We start from the raw sequence: 22009 nt of genomic DNA, 5'->3' as shown, positions 1-22009 counted from the left end.
TTATTTACGCGCTAGTAGTGAAATTAAATCAATTAATCGTGAAGAATAACCTATTTCATTGTCATACCACCCAACAATTTTTACCATATTGTCAATTACGGAAGTGAGTTGTGCGTCAAATAGGCAAGAATTGGAATTGCCTAAAATATCTACAGAAACTATTGGGTCTTCTGTGTAATCTAAAATCCCTTTAAATGTTGTTTCTGAAGCTTTTTTAAAAGCTAAATTTATCTCTTCAATTGAAACTTTTCGTTTGACATTAAGAGTAATGTCGGTTAAGGATCCATCGGGAACAGGTACTCGTATGCCACAACCTCCAATTTTCCCATTCAAATCTGGAAATATTTTGGTGAGCGCTTTAGCCGCACCTGTTGTAGTAGGAACGATGGATTGAGAAGCACCACGCGCTCTACGTAAATCTTTATGAGGTTGATCGTGCAAGCTTTGATCGGTTGTAAAAGAGTGCACAGTAGTAATGTAGGCTTGTTCAATTTCACATAAATCCTGCATTACCTTTATCATGGGAGCGGCATTGTTTGTAGTACAACTGGCATTTGAAATAATAGTTTCAGAACCATCTAGTATGTTTTCGTTTACGCCGAGTACAACAGTCTTTATAGCATCGTCATCAGGTGGAGCAGAAAGAATTACTTTTTTAGCTCCAGCTTCTATATGTTGGTTTGCGGCCTCCCAAGTTTTAAATTTTCCTGTCGCTTCAATTACGAAATCTATGTTTAGTGATTTCCAATCTAAATTCTGGATGTCTCTTTCGTGAAAAAAAAGATATTCTGTGTCGTTGATAAGAATCGCTTTCTCGTTATAGCTGCAATTATAAGGCAATATGCCATGAATGCTATCGTACTTAAGTAAGTGGCTCATGGTTTTATTGTCGGCTAAATCATTTATAGCAACAACTTCAATTGTTGGGTGATTTAGTAATAATCGAAATAAATTTCTTCCTATTCTGCCAAAGCCATTTATTGCAATTCTTGTTTTCAAATTTTTAACTTTCGAATAAATTAATGAATGTGTTTTTCGGCATGGTATGAAGAACGCACTAATGCGCCACTTTCAACATGTCTGAATCCTAATTCTTTTCCTATTTTTTCGTATTTTTCAAATTGCTCAGGGCGAATAAATTCTTTAACCGGTAAGTGTTTTTTACTTGGTTGAAGGTATTGACCTATTGTTACAATATCAACATTAGCATCTTTTAAATCGTGTAGGGTTTGAATTACTTCTTCTTCCGTTTCTCCTAAGCCTAACATAATACCTGATTTTGTTCTTTTGATACCTTGTGCTTTAAGGTAACGTAAAACTTCAAGACTTCTTTCGTATTTTGCTTGAATACGGACTTCTCGTGTAAGTCTCTTTACGGTTTCCATATTGTGTGAAACCACTTCTGGAGCAACTTCAACAATACGATCAATGTTGCGCTCGATACCTTGAAAGTCAGGAATTAAAGTTTCAAGAGTAGTGTTTGGGTTCATTCTTCTGATGGCTTTAACCGTTTCAGCCCAAATAATTGAACCGCCATCTTTGATGTCATCTCTATCTACACTTGTAATAACGGCATGTTTGATGTTCATTAATTTGATAGAACGTGCTACTTTTTCTGGTTCATCCCATTCTACTGTTTCTGGGCGTCCTGTTTTTACACCACAAAAACCACATGAACGCGTACAGATGTTACCTAGGATCATAAAAGTTGCAGTACCCTCTCCCCAACATTCTCCCATATTTGGGCAACTTCCAGATGTACAAATCGTATTTAATTTGTATTTGTCAACCAATCCTCTTAATTCAGTGTATTTTTTTCCTGTAGGTAATTTTACGCGCAACCATTTAGGTTTCGGTTCTCTAGGAGGAAATACATTTTCAGTAACTGTATTCATAGCATTCAATTTGAAATGCAAAGATAATGAGAATTGCTAAAACATCAGAGTAATTATGAAGTTTTAAGATTTGTTTGTGTATTTGAAAAACTCTTAGAAAGATATTGTCTACTTTTTCTTTTTACCCTTTGTAATGACTTCAGCTAATAGTTTTTTAGCACGTAGAATTTTTATCTTGATGTTGTTTAAAGGTTCCTCAAGAAAATCAGCAATTTCTTGATAACTCATCTCCTGAAAATAACGCAGTTGAATAACTTCTTGATAAGGTGCTTTGAGTTGCTTGATGCAGTTAAGCAACTGTGATAAATTTTGCTTGGTAATTAAATCATCTTCAGCACTTGGACTATCGTCTATTACATTAAAAGCGTGACTATCATTCTCGTCGTTAATGTCAATAAAAAGAGAGGATTTTTTTTTGCGAAGCATATCAATGTGGACGTTCTTGGCAATAGCAATTAGCCAAGTGTTGAATCCAAATTCGGTGTTGTAATTGTTGATTTTGTCAAATGCTTTTGAAAAAGTTTCAATTACAATATCTTCGGCATCTGCTTCATTTTGGGTTCTTTTTAGCATAAAACCATACACTTCATTCCAGTAAAAATCGAGTAAAAAAGTAAAGGCAACTTGGTCGCCAGATTGTGCTCTCTTTATGTGGATTTGAATAATTTCGGGTGTTATTTCCAATGTGCAGGTTTCGAAAAAAGATTAGTAAAAAACAAATTCAACTGTGTGAAGATAATGAAAATTTCAATGAAAGGATACCAATACATGACATCTTTCTCATTTAATTTAGCAGCAGCATATCCCATCGATAACCAGGTGAATAAATAGCGTAGTGTAATTAAAGTGGTTACGATTATCCATTGGTGTTGAAAAGCTAATAAGAGAAAAGCTAATACTAAAAATGAAAGTTGTGAAATGTAAAAAAGGCCCAATTGAAAACGATCAAATGATTTGTAATATTTGGCAGTCGCAATATGTCTTCTTTTTTGTAAAAACCAACTAGCGTAGGTTGTTTTGGGCTTTGAACAAGTAAAACTGTCAGGCGTAAAGCAAATCGTTGTGTTAGTTTTTGAACTGGCTTGATTGATGAACAGATCATCGTCTCCAGAACGCACTTTCATATGGTCGATAAAGCCTCTAACTTTGAAAAATTCATCTTTATGGTAAGCTAAATTGCGGCCAACGCCCATGTATGGTTTGCCGATTTTAGCCCAAGCAAAATATTGTGTTGCAGTAAGTAAAGTTTCGTATCGAATAATTTTATTTAAAAAGGAGTTTTTAATTTTTTCGTAACTACCGTAACCTAATACTATTGTTCTTTTTAAAGTAAATTGGCTACTCATGTTGGTTATCCAATTTTGTGAAGTAGGGTAACAGTCGGCATCAGTGAATAATAAATAGTCGTTTTTAGCGGCTTTAATTCCTAATGTTAAGGCGTATTTTTTATTGCCCCAAAACGCTTCGTTATTGTCTACTTTTACCACTTTTACATTAGGGTATTGTTTAGCATATTCTTCAAATAAATCACGAGTGTTATCACTTGAGGCATCATCTATTAAAACAATTTCATAATTGGAGTAGTTTTGAGAAACAAGTAAAGGGAAGAATTTTGTGATGTTCTCTTCTTCGTTTTTAGCGCAAACTATTACCGAAATGGGAACGTTTTTAGTTGTAATATTTTGAGGCTTTGAAAATGAAAATTTTCCAAAAATTAGGACATAGTAAATGATTTGAATAAGCACAAAAAAGGCAAATCCAATGAACAAGATGTCAAGAATCATAAAAAGGTAGTGGTTAAGCGTGAGAACTTTCGTTACAGTCTTTCATTTGCTCAGGAGTTTTACCGCAAAAACTGCAGTTTTCTCCGTCAGGGTTTAAAAATGGACTTTGGCTAGCACAAGTGCCAGCAAATTTACCGTCTTTTTTTGCCCATATTTTTATTGCAATTCCAGCTACAGCTAAAAGTAAAATACCTACAGTAAGGAAAATAAGTTTCATCTTAAATGAATTTAGAGAACAAATTTACGAAACAATGCGTAACTGGCAATAGTTATTGTACTAAATTATGTTAACCTCTGCTTCAATAGGGATGCCGAATTTAGCTAAAATAGTTGCTTGAATGTCCTTTGAAACAGCTAATATTTCAGCGCCGGTCGCATTTCCATAATTTACTAAAACTAGTGCTTGGTTTTTGTGGATACCTGCATCACCAAAACGTTTTCCTTTAAATCCTGCTTGTTCGATTAGCCATCCTGCTGGCACTTTTACTTCGGTTTCGGATACTTTGTAGTGTGGCATTTCTGGGAAATTCAAAATTGCCTTTTCATAAAGTGACTTAGCGATAATTGGGTTTTTGAAAAAACTACCGCTATTACCAAGTTCTTTTGGGTCGGGAAGTTTGCTCTGCCTAATGGTAATTACAGCATTGCTGACATCTTTTATGGTTGGGATGCCAATTTTCCGATCGTTTAATTCGGTTTCAATGGCACCGTAAGCAGTATTTAATTTGTGGTTTGTTTTGGTGAGTTTAAAAATAACCGAAGTTATGATATATTTATTTTTTAATTCGTTTTTAAAAATGCTCTCGCGGTATGCAAATTTGCATTCTTCGTTTGTGAAAGTTTTAAATTCTTGTGTTGCAATATTTATTGCTTCGCAATATGCTAAAGTATCTTTTATCTCAACGCCATATGCGCCGATATTTTGAATAGGTGTAGTGCCAACATTTCCTGGAATAAGAGATAGGTTTTCAATCCCTCCATAGTTGTGCTCTAAGCACCACATAACAAACTCATGCCAGTTTTCACCTGCATTTGCTTTTACCCAAACGTAATCTTGATCTTCTTTTTCAATGGTAATTCCTTTTAAATTAACATGAACAACTAATTTTTCAATGTCCTTAGTAAGCAGCATGTTGCTTCCTCCACCCAAAACAAAGATGTCGTCATTCTGTTTTAACACAGTAGTTAGCTCTTCTGTATTTTGTACTGCAACAAAAGACTTGGCTTTAGCTGCAATTCCGAAAGTGTTGTATTCTCTTAAGGAGAAATTATTTTGAAGGATCATGTTTTTGGAATTTTCGAATTCAAAAATAAGCAATTAAAAAACAGCTTTACAAATTAAAAATACTGTACGATTGTTCGGTAGTTTGTATAATGGTTTCCGTACGTTCTTCATGGGTGTCCGAAATGAAAATTTGTCCAAAGACATCGTCGTTTACCATGGTGATAATTTTTTCAACTCTACTAGAATCCAATTTATCAAAAATATCATCGAAAAGTAAAATTGGCAATTCTCCACTTTTCTCTTTTATGAATTCAAATTGTGCTAGCTTTAAAGCGATCAGAAATGATTTTTGTTGACCTTGAGAGCCGAATTTTTTTATTGGATATTCATCTATTTCAAAAGATAAATCGTCTTTATGTATGCCAGAACTGGTGTATTGTAAAGCTCGGTCTTTGTTGAGGTTTTCTTTGAAAAGTGTTGCTAAATCATTTTCGATTAATTGACTTTGATATACCAAATGCACTTGTTCCGATTCGTCTGAAATGATGTTGTAATATTTTTTAAAAATAGGAATGAAGCTTTCTAAAAAGTGCTTTCTTTTTTCGAAAATAGCTGTGCCTATTGAAGTTAATTGCTCCTCGTAAATCGCAAGGTTATCTTTGTCGAAAGTTTGATTGAGTGCAAAATATTTCAACAACGCATTGCGTTGAGAAACCAGTTTTTGGTATTGTATTAATTGGTTTAAATAGTGTGAATCAGAAATTGAAATAACGCTATCGATAAATTTTCGTCGGGTTTCGCTTCCTTCAATAATTAAATCGGTATCTGAAGGTGAAATAATGACAAGAGGAATAAAACCAATGTGTTCCGACAGTTTTTCGTAGTTCTTGTTGTTGCGTTTAACAATTTTTTTTTGCCCTTTTTTTAAACTACAGGCTATTTTTTCTTCTTTTTCGTTTTTAATGAATGTCGCATCTATTAAAAAGAAGTCTTCGTTGTGCTTAATGTTTTGGGTCGATAGTGGATTGAAATAACTTTTGCCATAAGCTAGGTGGTAAATGGCGTCCAAGATGTTGGTTTTTCCAACGCCATTTTTTCCAATAAAACAGTTGATTTTGGATTCAAAATCAAAGGATTGGTTGCTGATGTTTTTGTAATTTAAAAGGGTGAGTTGTTTTAAAAACACTTTCGATTTTGTTTGTTATTAGGGTACAAAAGTAAGGGTAAAATATCAAAATATGAATATGAGTGAGTCGTTAAAATAATAACATATTTAATTTTATTCACCGTTGTTTTTTAATTAAAATGACTAAAATGTATTTTTAAATCAATTTTTTGCCGAGGTTTCAATAAAAATTATATTTTTGCAGCTCTAATAAATTTTAAATACATGGCAACATATAACAAAAGAGGTTACAAAGCCCCGAAACCAGAAGTAGTTGAAGATATTGAAAATGAATTTGAAGAAGTAGTAGAGACTGGTGAAAGTACTACGGAAGAGGTTTTTAATACCTTAGATGAAACAGCTTCTAAAACGGAAGAGTGGGTAGCAGGTAACCAAAAAATTATATTAGGTGTTGTAGGAGCAATTGCTGTGGCAACAATTTTATTTATAATGTATAATAATTTCATCGTTCAGCCTAAAGAGGATGAAGCATTAAATAGTGTTTATCAAGCGCAAACGTATTTTGATGAAGCATTGACAAATACACAAAGTACAGATTCATTGTTTAAATTAGCTTTAAACGGTGCAGAAGGTAAATTAGGTTTCGTAGGAGTTGCGGAAGAATTTTCAGGAACTAAAGCTGGAAACCTTGCCAACTACTATGCGGGTATGTCTTATTTGAATTTGAAAGATTTTCAAAATGCTGAAAAATATTTATTAGCATTTAAATCGGATGATCAAGTTTTAAAAGCATTGGCTCTAGGTGGAATTGGAGATGCTTATGTAGAAACAAACAAGATTGATGATGCTATGGCTTATTATAAAAAAGCAGCTGAAGCAAATGATAACGATTTTACAACGCCAAAATTCTTATTCAAAGCAGCGCAATTAGCAATGTTGAACAATAAGAATGAAGAGGCACACGGATTATTTTTACAGATAAAAGAGAAGTATGAAACTTCAAGAGAAGCTGCAAATATTGATGCTTTTATCGCTATGACTGAATAACAAATGGCAACAGAAAATAAAAATTTATCCAATTACGATAAAAACACAATCCCAAACGCGAATGATTTTCGGTTTGGGATTGTTGTTTCGGAATGGAACGATACAATAACAAACGGATTGTTTGAAGGAGCTAAAGCTGCATTAGTAGATTGTGGTGCTTTGCCAGAAAATATAATTCGCTGGGATGTACCAGGAAGTTTTGAATTAATTTATGGTTCAAAGAAAATGATTGAAACACAAAATGTGGATTGTGTAATTGCAATTGGTTGTGTTATTAAAGGGGAAACCATGCATTTTGAATTTGTTTGCGAAGGAGTAACACAAGGGGTCAAAGATTTGAATATGAAATACAATATCCCTACAATCTTTTGTTTGTTAACTGATAATAACATGCAACAGTCTATTGATAGAAGTGGTGGTAAGCATGGAAACAAAGGAACTGAAGCGGCTATTGCTGCTATTAAAATGGTTGATTTGAACAGAAAAGCATAATAAAGCTTTTTTACAATATTTTAAATCCCGCTAAAAGCGGGATTTATTGTTAACAAAAAATTGAGAGATAAACGCTCAAAAATCCTTATTTTTGGATAATAATTGCCAACGCCTCAATTTGTGTTTGAAATGAAATTAGGAAAGTCTTCAAAAAATAGAACTTTTAATTATCAGCCTCGATTTTCTGGAGATGCTAATTCAACTTCTACAGACAAAGATTTTGTTTCAAAATGGAAAGAGGCTCAAGGAAGTAGCAGAAAAGTAAAATCTGCTTTACCATTGAGTATTTTGGTGATTTTATTGGTATTATTATTGATTGGGATCTATTATCTAAATACATTCAGTAATAACTAAACTAATGCTATATGGGACTTTTAGCCAAAAGAAAAAACAAAAAATTTAGTTATCAACCTCGTTTTTATGATGATAAAGGCGAAGGTAATCCTTTTGAAATCAGGCATAAATTTGATGAATTTCGTGTAACTGTAGGTTCGGATAAAGGACTTAAAACGAAATTGATAAAGGCATTAAACGATTATAAAAACAACGAAAATAGAGAAGCTAATAGAAGAATATTAATCATAGTAGGCGTTTTACTATTGATTTTTCTATTCATCATTGACTTTGATTTATCGATCTTCAAAATAAAATAAATGTCGAGTATCATTCAGTTATTACCCGATCATGTCGCCAATCAAATTGCAGCTGGAGAAGTGGTACAACGACCTGCTTCTGTGGTTAAAGAATTGTTAGAAAATGCAATTGATGCCAAAGCAACCGATATAAAACTTATCGTAAAAGACGCCGGGAAAACTTTAATTCAAGTAATCGATAATGGAGTAGGAATGAGTGTTACGGATGCACGTTTGTGTTTTTCGCGTCACGCTACTTCCAAAATTCGACATGCTGAAGATTTATTTGATTTGCACACTAAAGGCTTTCGCGGAGAGGCTTTAGCTTCAATAGCGGCTATTGCCCATGTTGAATTGAAAACCAAGCAAGATCAAGAAGAACTTGGACATCATATCATTATTGAAGGCAGTAAATTTGTCTCGCAAGAAGTTGCTGTTTTGCCAAAAGGGACATCATTTTTGGTAAAGAATTTATTTTTCAATATACCAGCACGACGTAATTTTTTGAAATCCGACACTGTAGAAATGCGTCATATTATTGATGAGTTTCAACGTGTGGCGCTTGCGCATCCTGCTATTTATTTTACATTGATTCACAACGGAAGTGAGATGTTTAATTTGCCTTCGTCAAATTACCGTCAGCGTATAGTGAATATGTTGGGTGGAAAAACCAATGAAAAATTAGTTCCTGTTTCTGAGGATACTGAAATTGTTACCATAAGTGGTTTTGTAGGGAAACCTGAATTTGCTAAAAAGAGTAGAGGCGAGCAGTTTTTCTTTGTGAACGATCGTTTTATTAAAAGTGGTTATTTGCATCATGCCATCATGAGTGCTTATGAAGGTTTACTGAAAGAAGGCAACCAGCCGAGTTATTTCTTGTATTTAGATGTGCCGCCACATACCATTGATATTAATATCCATCCCACTAAAACGGAAATTAAGTTTGATGATGAGCAGGCATTGTATGCTATTTTGCGTTCGGCAATCAAACACAGTTTAGGACAGTTTAATGTTGCTCCTGTTTTGGATTTTGAACGTGATCCGAATTTGGATACACCTTATGAATACAAAGACTTAAAGTCATCTTTCCCAACGATTCAAGTGGATTCTAATTATAATCCATTTGCAACAGAAACAGTTTCAGCAAAAACTTCTTCAACTTCTAATTTTTCTGGAAGTTCGAATGGAAGTTCGTATAGTTCACGCGGAAATTATCAACCTAAAGAATCGGCATCTTGGGAGAGTTTGTATGTGGATTTGAAAACCGATACAGAAGCTGTAACCAATGTTTCTTTTGAAAGTGAAGAGGTTACCGGTTCTTTGTTCAATGATAACGAAATTGAAAAAGAAACATCACGTACCTACCAAATACACAAAAAATATATAGTGAGCTCAATTAAGTCAGGTATGTTGGTAATTGATCAGAATAAAGCGCACCAACGTGTTTTGTACGAGCATTATTTGCGCAATATCACCGTGAGTCAAGCTTCGAGTCAGCAATTACTGTTTCCTCTAGAATTATTTTTCTCTGTTGATGAAGTGCAATTTATAAAAGAATTACAACCTTCATTGGAAAATACTGGTTTTGTATTTGATACCATTTCAAATGATACCATACAAATATCAGGGATTCCTGTAAACGTTCAAGAAAGTGAAGTTTCTATAGTACTAGAAGAATTAATTAGTAATTTACAAAATGAAATTCCAGAAAGTTCTTTTTCTTTAAATGACGGAATTGCTAAATCAATGGCAAAAAGTTTATCGGTGAAAACCGGAACGTATTTGTCGGAAAAAGAACAAGAAAATTTAGTAAATTCATTGTTCGCTTGTAAAGATCCGAATGTATCACCTTTTAATAAACCAACTTTCATAACCTTGAGTGTGGAAGATTTAGATAAAAAGTTTGCTTTATGATAAGAATGACCGAAATGGTTAAGCATTTGCTAATCATTAATATTATTTTCTTTGTTGCAAGTTATGTAATGCCGCATTTACAAAGTCTTTTGGCTTTGTATTATTTTGAAAATCCTCAATTTCATTTTTGGCAGCCTCTTACACACATGTTTATGCATGGTGGGCCTATGCATTTGTTTTTCAATATGTTTGCCTTGGTTTCTTTTGGTAGTGCATTGGAACAGTTTTGGGGAGGCAAGAAATTTTTATTTTTTTATTTTTCGTGTGGATTAGGTGCAATGTTGCTTCATACAGGAGTTAATTATTACGAATTTAATTCAAGTTATGATGTTTTAGTGTCTAATGGTTTATCAAGTGAAAACATAGAAACATTATTAGAAAGAAGAGATTTAACAATAAAAGGATTTGAAAATATTATAGCAAGAATGTATGATAGTTATAATATACCTGCAGTTGGAGCTTCTGGGGCTATTTATGGTCTATTAGTTGCTTTTGCTTTTATGTTCCCCAATGCTGAGTTGGCTTTAATGTTTGTTCCTGTACCAATCAAAGCAAAATATTTTGTTCCAGGTTTATTGGCTATAGATTTGTATCTTGGCTTAAAAGGAGCTTCATTTTTTGGAAGTGGAGGAGGAACTGGAATAGCTCATTTTGCACATTTAGGAGGGGCTTTGTTCGGATATATCATGATGTGGTATTGGAAAAGAAATCAGTTTAACAATAACCGTTGGAACTAAAATGAATTTTTTAGACGACTTAAAATTACAATACAGAACAGGAGGCGTTGCACAACGTTTGATTTTCTGGAATGTCGGTATATTTTTATTTTCTTTACTTTTTTTCTACCGCTTCGCCAATGGTTTCTTTGTGTTGCCTAATTGGTTAGCATTAAATTCAAGTTGGAATATATTTAGCACTACACCTTGGACACTTTTTACCTATATGTTTTTACATGGCGGATTTTTACATCTTTTGTTTAACATGATGGTATTGAATTTTGCAGGACGATTGTTTACTACCTATTTCACAGAGCGTCAACTCTTAGGGTTGTATTTCTTAGGCGGTATGTTTTCTGGGATTGTCTTTTTAATATCATTTCTGCTTTTAGGGAGTGTCTCACAGTTGGTAGGAGCTAGTGGAGCTATAATGGCATTGTTAGTGGCTACTGCAGCTTATGCGCCTTATATGCTGTTGCGAATGCCACTTATTGGTACGGTAAAATTATGGCAGGTAGCTGCAGTAATTGTTTTAATCGATTTGGTTCAAGTACCTATGAATAACACAGGAGGACATATTGCGCATTTAGGTGGTGCTTTATTTGGATTTCTTTTTGTAAAACTTTTGCAACAAGGAACAGATTTGACAAGGGGTGTTTCAAACATTCAAGATGTTTTTGAGGAGAAAATGAAAGGCGCATCAAAACCCAAGACACCTTTTAAGAAAGTACATAAAAACCCTAAGAATACTACATTTAGTACATCATCTAAGTCATCAACGCATTATGACAAAGAATTGAATCAAAAGAAAATTGATGCCATTTTGGATAAAATAAGTCAGTCGGGTTATGATAGTTTGTCAAAAGAAGAAAAAGAATTTTTATTTAAAGTAGGGAAGTAAATGCAAAACGAATCATGGTTTAGTAAGTTTGTCTTTTTTATCAATAAGGTATTTGCTTTACTGACCTTTGTAGCTTATATATTGCCTTTTTTAGCACCTAAGTTGTTTCCTTTTTTGAGTGTATTGTCATTAGGTTTGCCCTTTTTCTTAATTGTGAATTCGATATTTTTTATCATCTGGGTTTTACAGTTGAAAAAGAAAGCGCTATTGTCTGGTATGGTTTTACTTATCGGTTTTACGTTCATCAATAAATTTTATAAATTTTCAGAAACTAATTTACCGCCATCATCAAACGATTTTAAGTTGATGAGTTTCAATGTTCGTTTGTTTAATATCTACGAGTGGTTACCTGCAAAGGATATTCCAGAGCAAATAACAGAAGTGATACAAGATTATAATCCCGATATTTTGTGTTTACAAGAATATTCGCCTAATAAACGTGTGAGATTGCGTAATTTTCCGCACCAATACGTGCAATTGTATGGTGGTAAGAATAAATATGGACAAGCCATTTTTTCAAAATACCCGATTATCAATAAAGGGGAAATTGATTTCCCTAAATCAAGTAATAACGTAATATTTGCTGATATTGTTAAGGAGCAAGATACATTACGCGTGTACAGCATGCATTTACAATCTATAAAAATCAGCACTGATATTCATGAAAAATTGGATGAAAATAAATCGAAATTTATTTTCAAAAGAATTAGTGGTGCTTTTAGTGAACAACAATTGCAGTCCGATTTAATTCGTGCACATTCTGACGCCTGCGATTATCCGAAGATCATATGTGGCGATATGAATAATAGTGCATTTTCTTTTGTGTACCGCAACATTAAAGGTGATTTGAATGATGCCTTTGAAGAAGCGGGTAGTGGTTTTGGAAAAACGTATAATTTCCAATATTATCCTGCACGAATTGATTATGTGTTTACTGATAAATCGTTAGAGGTAAAATCGTTTAACACTAACAATAAAGTGAAATTAAGCGATCATTTTCCAATTATGACTCGCTTATGTGTTAAAGATTAAAGTTGTTGTTGTAACAAATAATCTTTAGTATGACGTCCTTCATTGAATAGTAAATCCAAAATACTCAAATTAGGAATAAAGCCATTTTTTTCTTCAAAAACTTGTGTATAAGCTTCGTTTTGAAACGTGTCTTTTTTGCCGTTTACCAAATTTCTAAAGTCTTTTACTTTAGGATTATCAATTTCCAAGAAAAATTCTGTTGTCTTTTCAAAAGGAAGGACAATGCCTAAACATTCGTTTATAGTTTCGAAAATTTGAAAATTCAAATCCATCATAAAAGTATGCTCTTTTTCAAAAATGGGACGTATGTCATCTTCAAAAAACTCAAAGAATGGTGATGTTCTATAAGCCGCTTCTAATGATTTAAAGTGATTTTTTTGCCAGCCAAAAGCGTTCTCAATTTTAACATCTCTAAATTTTTGATGTGGTGCTGTTGAGTGTTTTACTGGAATGTTTAACATTTGCAATCCATTTGGACTGTAAATGTACATTCGGTTTCTATTGGTTTGTTTTTGAAAATTATCATCTACTTCAAAAGTAATTTTATCAGCTTGTAAAAGGGCTGTATAATGACTAATTGAAGGGAAATATGTTGGATGAAGTAAAACTTCCATAACGAGCTTATTTGTTTAATTCCTTTTCTTTTTTCTTTTTCTTCCAAAAATAATCTCCAACAAAATAGATGGCTAATAAAACTAAGAAATATTGGAAATACGATTGTGGTTGTCCTTTTCCATTTACGGTAGTAAATAAACGATCCCAACGTATTTTCCAGTTTTTAATACCATTGTTAATTCCATCAATACTCATCCAAATGAATACTGGTGTTCCTACGATGTGATTTTCCGGAGTATAACCAAAATAACGCGCGTCTAATGAGTTGTGACGGTTGTCTCCCATCATCCAATAGTAGTTTTGCTTGAAAGTGTAATCGGTAACAATTTGACCGTTAATTCTAATTTCGTTTCCGTTAACTTTTAAATCATTACCTTCATATTCAGAGATGATTTTTTTGTAAAAAGGTAAACTTTTTGAATCCAATTTTACGGTTTTGCCAGCTTCAGGGATGTAAATTGGTCCCATGTTATCTTTGTTCCAATCATTCGAAATTGAAGGTTTTCGATCACCAAAATCAGGGAAAATTCCATCTTCTGCACCATTTGAAATTACACGGGTTACTGAAGTGATCCCAGGAACATTTTTCAGGCGTTCTACCGATTGCATTGGTAATGCACTAAAGAATAAGGTATCTTTTGCAATTTGTCCGTATGCATCTGTAATATTAAGTTCTTTTTCTAAGTAATCTAAATTTACTGGAGTTTTTCCATCCCAAGATACTTTGTATGAATACTGTGGTTTTGCCCTTTCTGGTAAAATTGATTCTTTTCCATTAATGAATAAGATACCATTTTTAATTTGTAAACTGTCACCAGGAATAGCTACACAACGTTTTACATAATTGGTTTTTTTGTCAATTGGTTTGTCATAGCGTTTATCGGCTGCTTTGTACATGTTGTACAAGGTATCTGTAGGCCAGTTGAATACTACAATGTCATTACGTTCAATTTTCCTAAAACCTGGAAATCTAAAGTATGGTAATTGTGGCCACGAAGTATACGATTTGGTATGTACTACCGGTAATGAATCGTGAACCATTGGCGCAGCAATAGGCGTCATTGGTGTTCTTGCTCCATAATGAAATTTACTTACAAATAAAAAGTCACCCACTAAAAGTGATTTTTCTAACGATGAGGTTGGAATGGTGTAAGGCTGTATAAAATACGTGTGGACAAAAGTAGCAACAATAATGGCAAAAGCCAGAGAACCTGCAGTATCGATGGCTTTTGTAGGTGCTTTTAAATCACGGTTTGCATGATAGACTACTACTTGTGTATAGTTCACATAAGCAATGTATAAACCACAAGTTACCACACCCAAAATCATATCTGTAGTTGATTTTTTGTTGAATGTGCGTAATGTTTCTATCCATATAATAGGGAACATGAACAAGTTGATAATCGGAATGAAAAGTAACAACGTCCACCAAGTAGGGCGATTAATAATTTTCATTAAAACCATGGCGTTATACACAGGAACAAAAGCTTCACACGCTTTTTTACCTGCTTTTGTGTAAAGTTTCCAAGTTCCTAATCCGTGTATTATTTGTACTAAAACGATAAATAATAACCAACCTGATGCGTCCATATTTTGTCTTTTAAGCTTTTAACTATTTTTCTTATTTTAATCCTAATACATCTTTCATGGTAAAAATTCCCTTTTTACCCACAAGCCATTCCGCTGCTACAACTGATCCTAAGGCAAAACCTTCTCTGCTGTGTGCAGTATGTTTGATTTCGATTTGATCAACTTCACTATCGTAAAAAATACTGTGAGTACCAGGAATATTTTCAATTCTTTTTGCTGTAATTTGAATTTCTTCAGCTTTTGGAGTTTCCATTGTCCATGAGTTGTATTCGGTATTGTTGATGATACCTTCAGCTAATGAAATTGCTGTTCCACTAGGTGCATCTAGTTTTTGCGTATGATGGATTTCTTCCATTGAAACGTTGTATTGTTTCAAGTTGGCCATCATTTTTGCCAAATAAGCATTCAGTTCGAAGAATACATTAACGCCTAAACTAAAATTTGAACCGTAAATAAAACTACCGTTTTTAGCTTCACAAAGCGCTACCATTTTATTGTAATCTTCTAACCAACCTGTAGTACCTGAAACCACTGGAATTCCCATTTCAAAACAAGTAGAAATGTTGGTTACAGCACTTGAAGGAACGCTAAAGTCGATAGCAACATCGGCTTTTTCTAATCCGTCAAACGAATCGTTACTTCCTTTTTTTAGAACTATTTCATGTCCTCTTTCCAAAGCTATCCTTTCGATAACTTTCCCCATTTTTCCGTATCCTAAAAGTGCAATTTTCATTTTATATGAGTGTTGTTTTTGAATCTGTTGTTAGCCAATTAAGTGTTAAAAATTAAAAGTGAGTCGCAAACCTGTATTGAATCTATTGTCGATTTCGTTTTGGTTGAGTTCAGGGCGAAGAGATAAATTATCATTCACATTAAACTGCATTAAATGCGCGTCTACATTGGCATCAACTATGTTTAAAATATAAATACCAACGATGAATAAGGCTGATAAATCCCTATTGCGTTGGTGAAATTTTTGACCACGTATTAAACGATCGTTATCTAATGTCCCATAAATAGGGTCATTAGGATTGTATGTTCCATCTAACCTTTTCTTATACTCGTCTCGAAACTCATGGTATTTTTTTTGATTAAATGTATAGGAATAAATACTGACTCCCAATCCAGCATAAACCAGTGGGATTTTCCAGTATTTTTTATTGTAAGCTTGTCCTAATCCAGGAATAATAGCCGAATAGAATGCGGCTTTTGCTGGAGCTAAAGGATTAATAGTAGTCTTAACCGAGTCTTTTGCTTTGAGGTTGATTTCCTCTTGGGCAACAATTTGATTGCACCCTAAGAAAAATAAGGTCAATATGATTAAAAAAGAATGTTTCACTAACTGTTAATCAATTTCAAAATACGGTTAAAGTCTTCTTCCGAATGAAAAGGAATAGTAATTTTTCCTTTTCCGTTTCCTGCCACCTTCACATCAACTTTAGCACCAAAGAAATCTGTAAAAACTTTCTTTTCTGTTTCTTCAATTTCAAAACCGTTGCCTTTTGGTTTATCTGCTTTAGGTTTTAAACTGTCTTGATGTTTTTTTACCAAAGCTTCAGTTTCTCTTACCGATAAATTTTCAGTAACTACTTTGTGGTAAATTTGTGATTGCACATCTTCATCTTCAACAGAGATAAGTGCTCTACCATGTCCCATTGAAATAAAGCCGTCACGGATTCCTGTTTGAATAATCGGGTCTAATTTCAAAAGACGTAAATAGTTGGTAATTGTAGAACGTTTTTTTCCTACGCGATCACTTAACTCTTCTTGTGTAAGACTGATTTCATCAATTAAACGTTGGTACGAAATGGCAATCTCGATAGGGTCTAAGTCATGACGTTGAATGTTTTCCACCAATGCCATTACCAAGGATTCGTTGTCATTTGCCAAACGAATGTAAGCCGGTACTGTTTCAAGACCTGCTAATTTAGAAGCGCGAAGTCTTCGCTCACCCGAGATTAACTGATATTTGTTAAAGTCAAGTTTACGAACGGTAATCGGTTGAATTACACCTAATTCTTTAATGGAAATGGCTAATTCTCTAAGTGTTTCTTCGTTGAAATTACTTCTCGGTTGAAACGGGTTTATTTCAATTGCATCTAATTCAAGCTCAATAATATTACCTACAACTTTATCAGCACCTTTATCCTCAACCGATTTAATATCGTTTGCAGGGTCTTTTAATAGTGCTGATAAACCTCTACCTAGAGCTTGTTTCTTAACTGCTTTCGTCATCTTCTAATTGTTTTTCTTTATAATTTCTTCTGCTAAGTTCAAGTAATTGCTTGCGCCTTTACTTGTAGCATCATAATTGATAATACTTTCGCCAAAACTTGGTGCTTCACTCAATTTGATATTACGTTGAATGATTGTTTCAAATACCATATTGTTGAAGTGTTTTTGTACTTCTTCAACCACTTGATTGGATAAACGTAAACGTGAATCGTACATGGTTAACAATAGGCCCTCAATATCCAATTCTGGATTGTGGATTTTTTGAACACTTTTAATAGTGTTTAATAATTTACCTAGTCCTTCTAAAGCGAAATATTCACATTGAATAGGAATCACTACACTGTCAGCAGCTGTTAAAGCATTCAATGTAAGTAAACCTAATGAAGGCGCACAGTCAATAATAATATAATCGTATTCGTCTTTTACCGATTCTAAAGCTTGTTTCAGCATGTATTCACGGTTTTCTTTGTCGACCAATTCAATTTCAATAGCAACCAAGTCAATATGGGCTGGAATAACATGTACATTAGGTGCCGTACAGTTTATTGTAGCCTCTTTTGGGGTATTACTATGCTCTAAGATTTGATAAGTTCCAACTTCTACAGTTTCAATATCGATGCCCAAACCAGAACTTGCGTTGGCCTGAGGGTCAGCATCAATTAAAAGCACCTTTTTTTCTAAAACTCCAAGAGCTGCGGCAAGATTTACGGATGTTGTTGTTTTACCTACGCCACCTTTTTGATTGGCAATTGCTATGATTTTACCCATTTGTTGTTTAAAATTTTTGAATGGTAAAAATACAATTATTTATGGTTTATTCAAGTGAAATTTTTCAACAGCGAAAGGTTTTTCAATTTTATAATATCTTAGTTGAAAACTGACTTGTTTTTGATTTTTGAATTGTATTTTTGTGATAAATTTTTACAAAAATGAAGATTACAATTTTGACTCCTATGGAAATAGAACGCGAGAAAACACTTGTGGCAATTAGTGCTATTTCCGATAAAAAGCATGAATATGAAGTAGTTACTTGCGGCATAGGAAGAGAAGCTATTGCAAAGACAATGATGCAGTTGCCACAGTCGGACTGTACTGTTTTATTGGGGTTTGCAGCGATTGTGGGTCAGGAAGAAATTCAACCCGAAGCTTTACAAAAAGGAAATCCAGTCGAAATTACAGCAGCTTCATTATACGGTTATAAAGGGGAGTTGTTTGAAAATGGAAGTATTATTGTTTCCAATTCTAAAACGCAATTACCGTGTTTGTTTTCGTTGACGTCTGATAAATTTGTAAAAACCTCACACCTTACTATTGGAACTATAATTAATATGGAAGACTATACGTTTATGGCCTTAAAACGACCTCAAGATTTTGTGGTGCGTATCGTTTCCGATTTCTTGCCACATCTACACGAAATTGACTTTTTTAAAGAGGTAGAAGAAATTGATTTTTTACCTGCAGTGAAAGCAATTGAAGCAGCTATAGCTTAAAGCAAGCATAGTTTTTCAGCTGCGGCAATTAAAGTGTCATCCGTTTTAGCGAAACAAAAACGCAACATGTGTTTATCGGTTGCATCGGCATAAAACACGGAAATTGGTATTGCAGCTACGCCATGCTCGGTGATTAATTTTTTAGCAAAATCAATGTCATTCTCATTTGAAATGCTATTATAATTGACTACTTGAAAATATGTTCCATCGCATGGCATTAATTCAAATCTGCTGTCTTTTAATAGGTTTTGAAATAAATCACGTTTTGATTGGTACATTTTTGAAATGATATTGAAATCTACAAGATCTAAATATTCAGCAATGGCATGTTGGGAAAAGCTATTCACACTGAAAACTAAAAATTGGTGTACTTTTTTCATTTCGTGCATCAAATTTTCAGGTGCAATTAAGTAACCTACTTTCCAACCTGTTACGTGTAATGATTTTCCAAAAGAGGAAGCGATAATCGTTCGGTGTTTTAATTTTTCTCTGGTATTGAATGAAATATGTGGTTGAGTAAACGTAATGTATTCGTAAACTTCATCTCCTAAAATTAGAATTTCAGGATGTTTTTCTAAAATAGTTTCCAATGCTTCAAAATCACTTTCTGTCCAAATTCTTCCTGTAGGATTGTGCGGATTATTCACCACAATCATTTTGGTTTTTGACGTAATCGCGGCTTCAATTTTGTTAAAATTCGGGGTGTAATCTAAATTTAACGAAACACGGACGGGTTTTCCTCCAGCGACTAAAACAGAAGGTTCATAACTGTCATAACTTGGATCTAAAATAATGACTTCGTCATTCGCATTCACAAATGTATTAATGGCTGTAAAAACACCTTGCGTGGCACCAGCTGTAATCAACATTTCAGTAGCGGTGTTGACTTTTCTATGGTATTGTTTTTCCGTTTGATGCGCAATTTTTTCCAGTAGGGAAGGCAAACCCACCATGGGAGTATATTGGTGAATGTTTTCACGAATAATGCGCTCTGAAATTTTCAACAAGCGTTCGTCTTCTGGGAAATTTGGAAAGCCTTGTGATAAATTAATAGCGCCGTGTTGGTTCGCTAATTGCGACATTACGGAGAAGATACTAGTGGTGCTATTGGGTAGTTTTGACATTTTAAAAATAAAAAAAAACACCAACTGCTGTTGGTGTTTCAAATGTAATAAATATAATTTTTTATTCTTCCAATAAAACTTCTAAAATGGTAATAGCAGCATCACTAATTTTGGTTCCAGGTCCAAAAACCGCTACTGCTCCGGCGTCAAATAAATATTGGTAGTCTTGCGCTGGGATAACACCCCCTACAATCACCATAATATCTTCGCGCCCGTATTTTTTCAATTCTTCAATTACTTGAGGAACCAATGTTTTGTGTCCAGCTGCCAAAGAAGAAACCCCTAAAATATGTACGTCATTTTCAACGGCTTGTTTCGCGGCTTCTTGGGGTGTTTGGAATAATGGACCAATATCTACGTCAAAACCTACATCGGCATAACCTGTAGCCACTACTTTAGCACCACGGTCGTGACCGTCTTGTCCCATTTTGGCAATCATAATTCTTGGGCGACGTCCCTCTTTTTTAGCAAAGGCATCTGCTAATTGTTTTGCTTTTTCAAAGCTTTCGTCGTTTTTAATTTCTTTACTATACACGCCACTAAAACTTCTAATTTGTGCTTTGTATCTTCCGAAAACAGTTTCTAAGGCATCACTAATTTCACCTAAAGTGGCTCTATTTCGCGCTGCATCTACTGCTAAATCTAATAAGTTGCCGTTTCCTGTTTTTGCACATTCGGTTAGTTTGGCTAAACATTCGGCTACTTTTGCGTTATCTCGCGTTGCTTTAATTTGGTCTAATCGCTCAATTTGTTGTTTGCGTACCATTTGGTTGTCCACATCCAAAATGTGTAATGGATCTTCTTTTTCCAATCGGTATTTGTTAACTCCAACAATAATATCTTGTCCGCTGTCGATACGTGCTTGTTTACGAGCTGCAGCTTCTTCAATGCGTAATTTTGGGATTCCTGCTTCAATTGCTTTGGTCATTCCACCAAGTGCTTCAACTTCTTCAATTAAAGCCCATGCTTTTTCTGCAATTTCAGCGGTTAAGCTTTCGACATAATAACTTCCTGCCCATGGGTCAACGGTTTTGCAAATTTTGGTTTCTTCTTGTAAGAAGATTTGGGTGTTACGTGCAATACGTGCTGAGAAGTCAGTTGGCAATGCAATGGCCTCGTCTAAGGCATTCGTGTGTAACGATTGCGTTCCTCCAAAAGCTGCTGCCGCTGCTTCGATAGCTGTTCTAGCTACATTGTTGAAAGGATCTTGCTCGGTTAAACTCCAACCCGATGTTTGACAGTGTGTACGTAATGCTAATGATTTTTCGTCTTTTGGTTCAAATTGCTTCAATAATTTTGCCCAAAGCATACGACCGGCACGCATTTTGGCAATTTCCATGAAATGGTTCATCCCAATAGCCCAGAAAAAGGAAAGGCGTGGTGCGAACGTATCAATATCCATACCTGCAGCTAAACCGGTGCGGATGTATTCCAATCCGTCGGCTAAAGTATAGGCCAACTCGATATCGGCAGTAGCACCTGCTTCTTGCATGTGGTAACCCGAAATGGAAATCGAATTGAACTTCGGCATGAATTTACTCGTGTATTCAAATATGTCAGCAATGATTTTCATTGAAGGAGTAGGTGGGTAAATGTAAGTGTTACGCACCATGAATTCCTTCAAAATATCATTTTGAATGGTTCCGGATAAGAGGTTAGGTGCAACACCTTGTTCTTCGGCAGCTACGATGTAGAAAGCCATAATAGGTAAAACTGCACCGTTCATGGTCATTGAAACCGACATTTCGCCTAATGGGATTTGGTCGAAAAGTACTTTCATGTCTTCTACCGAGTCGATAGCAACTCCGGCTTTTCCAACGTCACCTACCACACGTTCATGATCTGAATCGTACCCACGGTGTGTTGCTAAATCGAAGGCAACTGATAACCCTTTTTGTCCAGCCGCTAAGTTTCTTCTGTAAAATGCATTACTTTCTTCAGCCGTTGAAAAACCTGCATATTGACGAATGGTCCACGGACGGCGTACGTACATGGTACTATAGGGTCCGCGTAAATTTGGTGCGAAACCTGCACCAAAACCAATGTGTTCTAGCTTTTCAATGTCTTCTTTCGAGTAGTTGGTTTTAACTTCAATATTCTCTGCAGTAACAAAAGACGCTTTGTTTATTGTTTCTGAATGTTGAGTTCCTAATTTTATATGTTGTATATCTTTTCTCATAGTATATAAACT

Annotated in this window: 24 protein-coding genes; 9 read left to right on the top strand and 15 right to left on the bottom strand. The window is 34.5% G+C overall.

Features of this window, described 5'->3' with window-relative positions; all coding sequences use genetic code 11:
• From gap to recF, 7 genes are all read right to left on the bottom strand, one after another.
• Complete coding sequence (gene gap, locus ACFS5J_RS06335) at positions 1-999, bottom strand: type I glyceraldehyde-3-phosphate dehydrogenase (protein WP_379811217.1); 999 nt, start codon at positions 997-999, stop codon at positions 1-3.
• Between the two features lie 20 nt (positions 1000-1019).
• On the bottom strand, positions 1020-1895 hold the full coding sequence (gene lipA / locus ACFS5J_RS06330) for a lipoyl synthase (protein WP_379811216.1): 876 nt from the start codon (positions 1893-1895) through the stop codon (positions 1020-1022).
• Between the two features lie 108 nt (positions 1896-2003).
• Positions 2004-2579, bottom strand: a complete 576-nt coding sequence (locus ACFS5J_RS06325; protein ID WP_379811215.1) for an RNA polymerase sigma factor — start codon at positions 2577-2579, stop codon at positions 2004-2006.
• Positions 2570-3679 (bottom strand): glycosyltransferase, encoded by a 1110-nt coding sequence (locus ACFS5J_RS06320; protein WP_379811214.1) that lies wholly within the window; start codon positions 3677-3679, stop codon positions 2570-2572. Before ACFS5J_RS06320 ends, ACFS5J_RS06325 begins: the two co-directional genes overlap by 10 nt.
• Positions 3680-3692: 13 nt before the next feature.
• Complete coding sequence (locus tag ACFS5J_RS06315) at positions 3693-3896, bottom strand: membrane or secreted protein (RefSeq protein WP_379811213.1); 204 nt, start codon at positions 3894-3896, stop codon at positions 3693-3695.
• A 60-nt stretch (positions 3897-3956) separates the two neighbouring features.
• Positions 3957-4964 carry a UDP-N-acetylmuramate dehydrogenase gene (murB, locus tag ACFS5J_RS06310; protein WP_379811212.1) on the bottom strand — a complete coding sequence of 336 codons (1008 nt, stop codon included), beginning with the start codon at positions 4962-4964 and terminating at the stop codon, positions 3957-3959.
• A 46-nt stretch (positions 4965-5010) separates the two neighbouring features.
• Positions 5011-6090 (bottom strand): DNA replication/repair protein RecF, encoded by a 1080-nt coding sequence (gene recF, locus ACFS5J_RS06305; protein WP_379811211.1) that lies wholly within the window; start codon positions 6088-6090, stop codon positions 5011-5013.
• A 204-nt stretch (positions 6091-6294) separates the two neighbouring features.
• Here recF and ACFS5J_RS06300 point away from each other — a divergent pair, with 204 nt between their 5' ends.
• From ACFS5J_RS06300 to ACFS5J_RS06265, 8 genes are all read left to right on the top strand, one after another.
• Positions 6295-7077, top strand: coding sequence for a tetratricopeptide repeat protein (locus tag ACFS5J_RS06300; RefSeq protein ID WP_379811210.1), 783 nt, complete (start codon positions 6295-6297; stop codon positions 7075-7077).
• A 3-nt stretch (positions 7078-7080) separates the two neighbouring features.
• On the top strand, positions 7081-7569 hold the full coding sequence (gene ribH, locus ACFS5J_RS06295) for a 6,7-dimethyl-8-ribityllumazine synthase (RefSeq protein WP_379811209.1): 489 nt from the start codon (positions 7081-7083) through the stop codon (positions 7567-7569).
• Positions 7570-7698: 129 nt separating this feature from the next.
• Entirely contained in the window at positions 7699-7923 is a 225-nt protein-coding gene (locus ACFS5J_RS06290) for a hypothetical protein (protein WP_379811208.1), read from the top strand.
• A gap of 11 nt (positions 7924-7934) precedes the next feature.
• On the top strand, positions 7935-8222 hold the full coding sequence (locus ACFS5J_RS06285; protein ID WP_379811207.1) for a riboflavin synthase subunit beta: 288 nt from the start codon (positions 7935-7937) through the stop codon (positions 8220-8222).
• Positions 8223-10115 carry a DNA mismatch repair endonuclease MutL gene (gene mutL / locus ACFS5J_RS06280; RefSeq protein WP_379811206.1) on the top strand — a complete coding sequence of 631 codons (1893 nt, stop codon included), beginning with the start codon at positions 8223-8225 and terminating at the stop codon, positions 10113-10115.
• On the top strand, positions 10112-10852 hold the full coding sequence (locus ACFS5J_RS06275) for a rhomboid family intramembrane serine protease (RefSeq protein WP_379811205.1): 741 nt from the start codon (positions 10112-10114) through the stop codon (positions 10850-10852). The genes mutL and ACFS5J_RS06275 overlap by 4 nt, the downstream gene beginning before the upstream one ends.
• A gap of 1 nt (position 10853) precedes the next feature.
• Positions 10854-11732 carry a rhomboid family intramembrane serine protease gene (locus ACFS5J_RS06270; protein ID WP_379811204.1) on the top strand — a complete coding sequence of 293 codons (879 nt, stop codon included), beginning with the start codon at positions 10854-10856 and terminating at the stop codon, positions 11730-11732.
• On the top strand, positions 11733-12764 hold the full coding sequence (locus ACFS5J_RS06265; RefSeq protein WP_379811203.1) for an endonuclease/exonuclease/phosphatase family protein: 1032 nt from the start codon (positions 11733-11735) through the stop codon (positions 12762-12764).
• Here the strand turns inward: ACFS5J_RS06265 and ACFS5J_RS06260 are convergent.
• The 6 genes from ACFS5J_RS06260 to ACFS5J_RS06235 are packed head-to-tail and all read right to left on the bottom strand — an operon-like array spanning position 12761 to position 17972.
• A complete protein-coding gene (locus tag ACFS5J_RS06260; protein ID WP_379811202.1) occupies positions 12761-13378 on the bottom strand; it encodes a WbqC family protein in 618 nt (205 codons plus the stop codon). The genes ACFS5J_RS06265 and ACFS5J_RS06260 overlap by 4 nt on opposite strands.
• Before the next feature lie 7 nt (positions 13379-13385).
• Positions 13386-14969 (bottom strand): signal peptidase I, encoded by a 1584-nt coding sequence (gene lepB / locus ACFS5J_RS06255; RefSeq protein WP_379811201.1) that lies wholly within the window; start codon positions 14967-14969, stop codon positions 13386-13388.
• Positions 14970-15000: 31 nt separating this feature from the next.
• Positions 15001-15702 carry a 4-hydroxy-tetrahydrodipicolinate reductase gene (gene dapB / locus ACFS5J_RS06250; protein WP_379811200.1) on the bottom strand — a complete coding sequence of 234 codons (702 nt, stop codon included), beginning with the start codon at positions 15700-15702 and terminating at the stop codon, positions 15001-15003.
• Between the two features lie 45 nt (positions 15703-15747).
• On the bottom strand, positions 15748-16308 hold the full coding sequence (locus tag ACFS5J_RS06245) for a DUF5683 domain-containing protein (protein ID WP_379811199.1): 561 nt from the start codon (positions 16306-16308) through the stop codon (positions 15748-15750).
• A complete protein-coding gene (locus ACFS5J_RS06240; protein WP_379811198.1) occupies positions 16308-17204 on the bottom strand; it encodes a ParB/RepB/Spo0J family partition protein in 897 nt (298 codons plus the stop codon). Before ACFS5J_RS06240 ends, ACFS5J_RS06245 begins: the two co-directional genes overlap by 1 nt.
• 3 nt (positions 17205-17207) lie before the next feature.
• A complete protein-coding gene (locus tag ACFS5J_RS06235) occupies positions 17208-17972 on the bottom strand; it encodes a ParA family protein (protein ID WP_379811197.1) in 765 nt (254 codons plus the stop codon).
• 161 nt (positions 17973-18133) lie between these two features.
• Between ACFS5J_RS06235 and ACFS5J_RS06230 the strand changes: the two genes are divergently transcribed.
• Entirely contained in the window at positions 18134-18694 is a 561-nt protein-coding gene (locus tag ACFS5J_RS06230; protein ID WP_379811196.1) for a hypothetical protein, read from the top strand.
• Here the strand turns inward: ACFS5J_RS06230 and ACFS5J_RS06225 are convergent.
• Positions 18691-19818, bottom strand: a complete 1128-nt coding sequence (locus ACFS5J_RS06225) for a methionine aminotransferase (RefSeq protein ID WP_379811195.1) — start codon at positions 19816-19818, stop codon at positions 18691-18693. The two genes, ACFS5J_RS06230 and ACFS5J_RS06225, sit on opposite strands and share 4 nt — an antisense overlap.
• A 61-nt stretch (positions 19819-19879) precedes the next feature.
• Entirely contained in the window at positions 19880-21997 is a 2118-nt protein-coding gene (scpA, locus tag ACFS5J_RS06220) for a methylmalonyl-CoA mutase (RefSeq protein ID WP_379811194.1), read from the bottom strand.
• Between the last annotated feature and the right edge of the window lie 12 nt (positions 21998-22009).

Origin of the sequence: Flavobacterium chuncheonense (assembly GCF_042686145.1) — a bacterium.
GTDB classification, from domain to species: Bacteria; Bacteroidota; Bacteroidia; order Flavobacteriales; family Flavobacteriaceae; genus Flavobacterium; species Flavobacterium chuncheonense.
The sequence above is the reverse complement of the archived record's forward strand: the minus strand, read 5'-3'. Positions and strand labels throughout refer to the sequence as shown.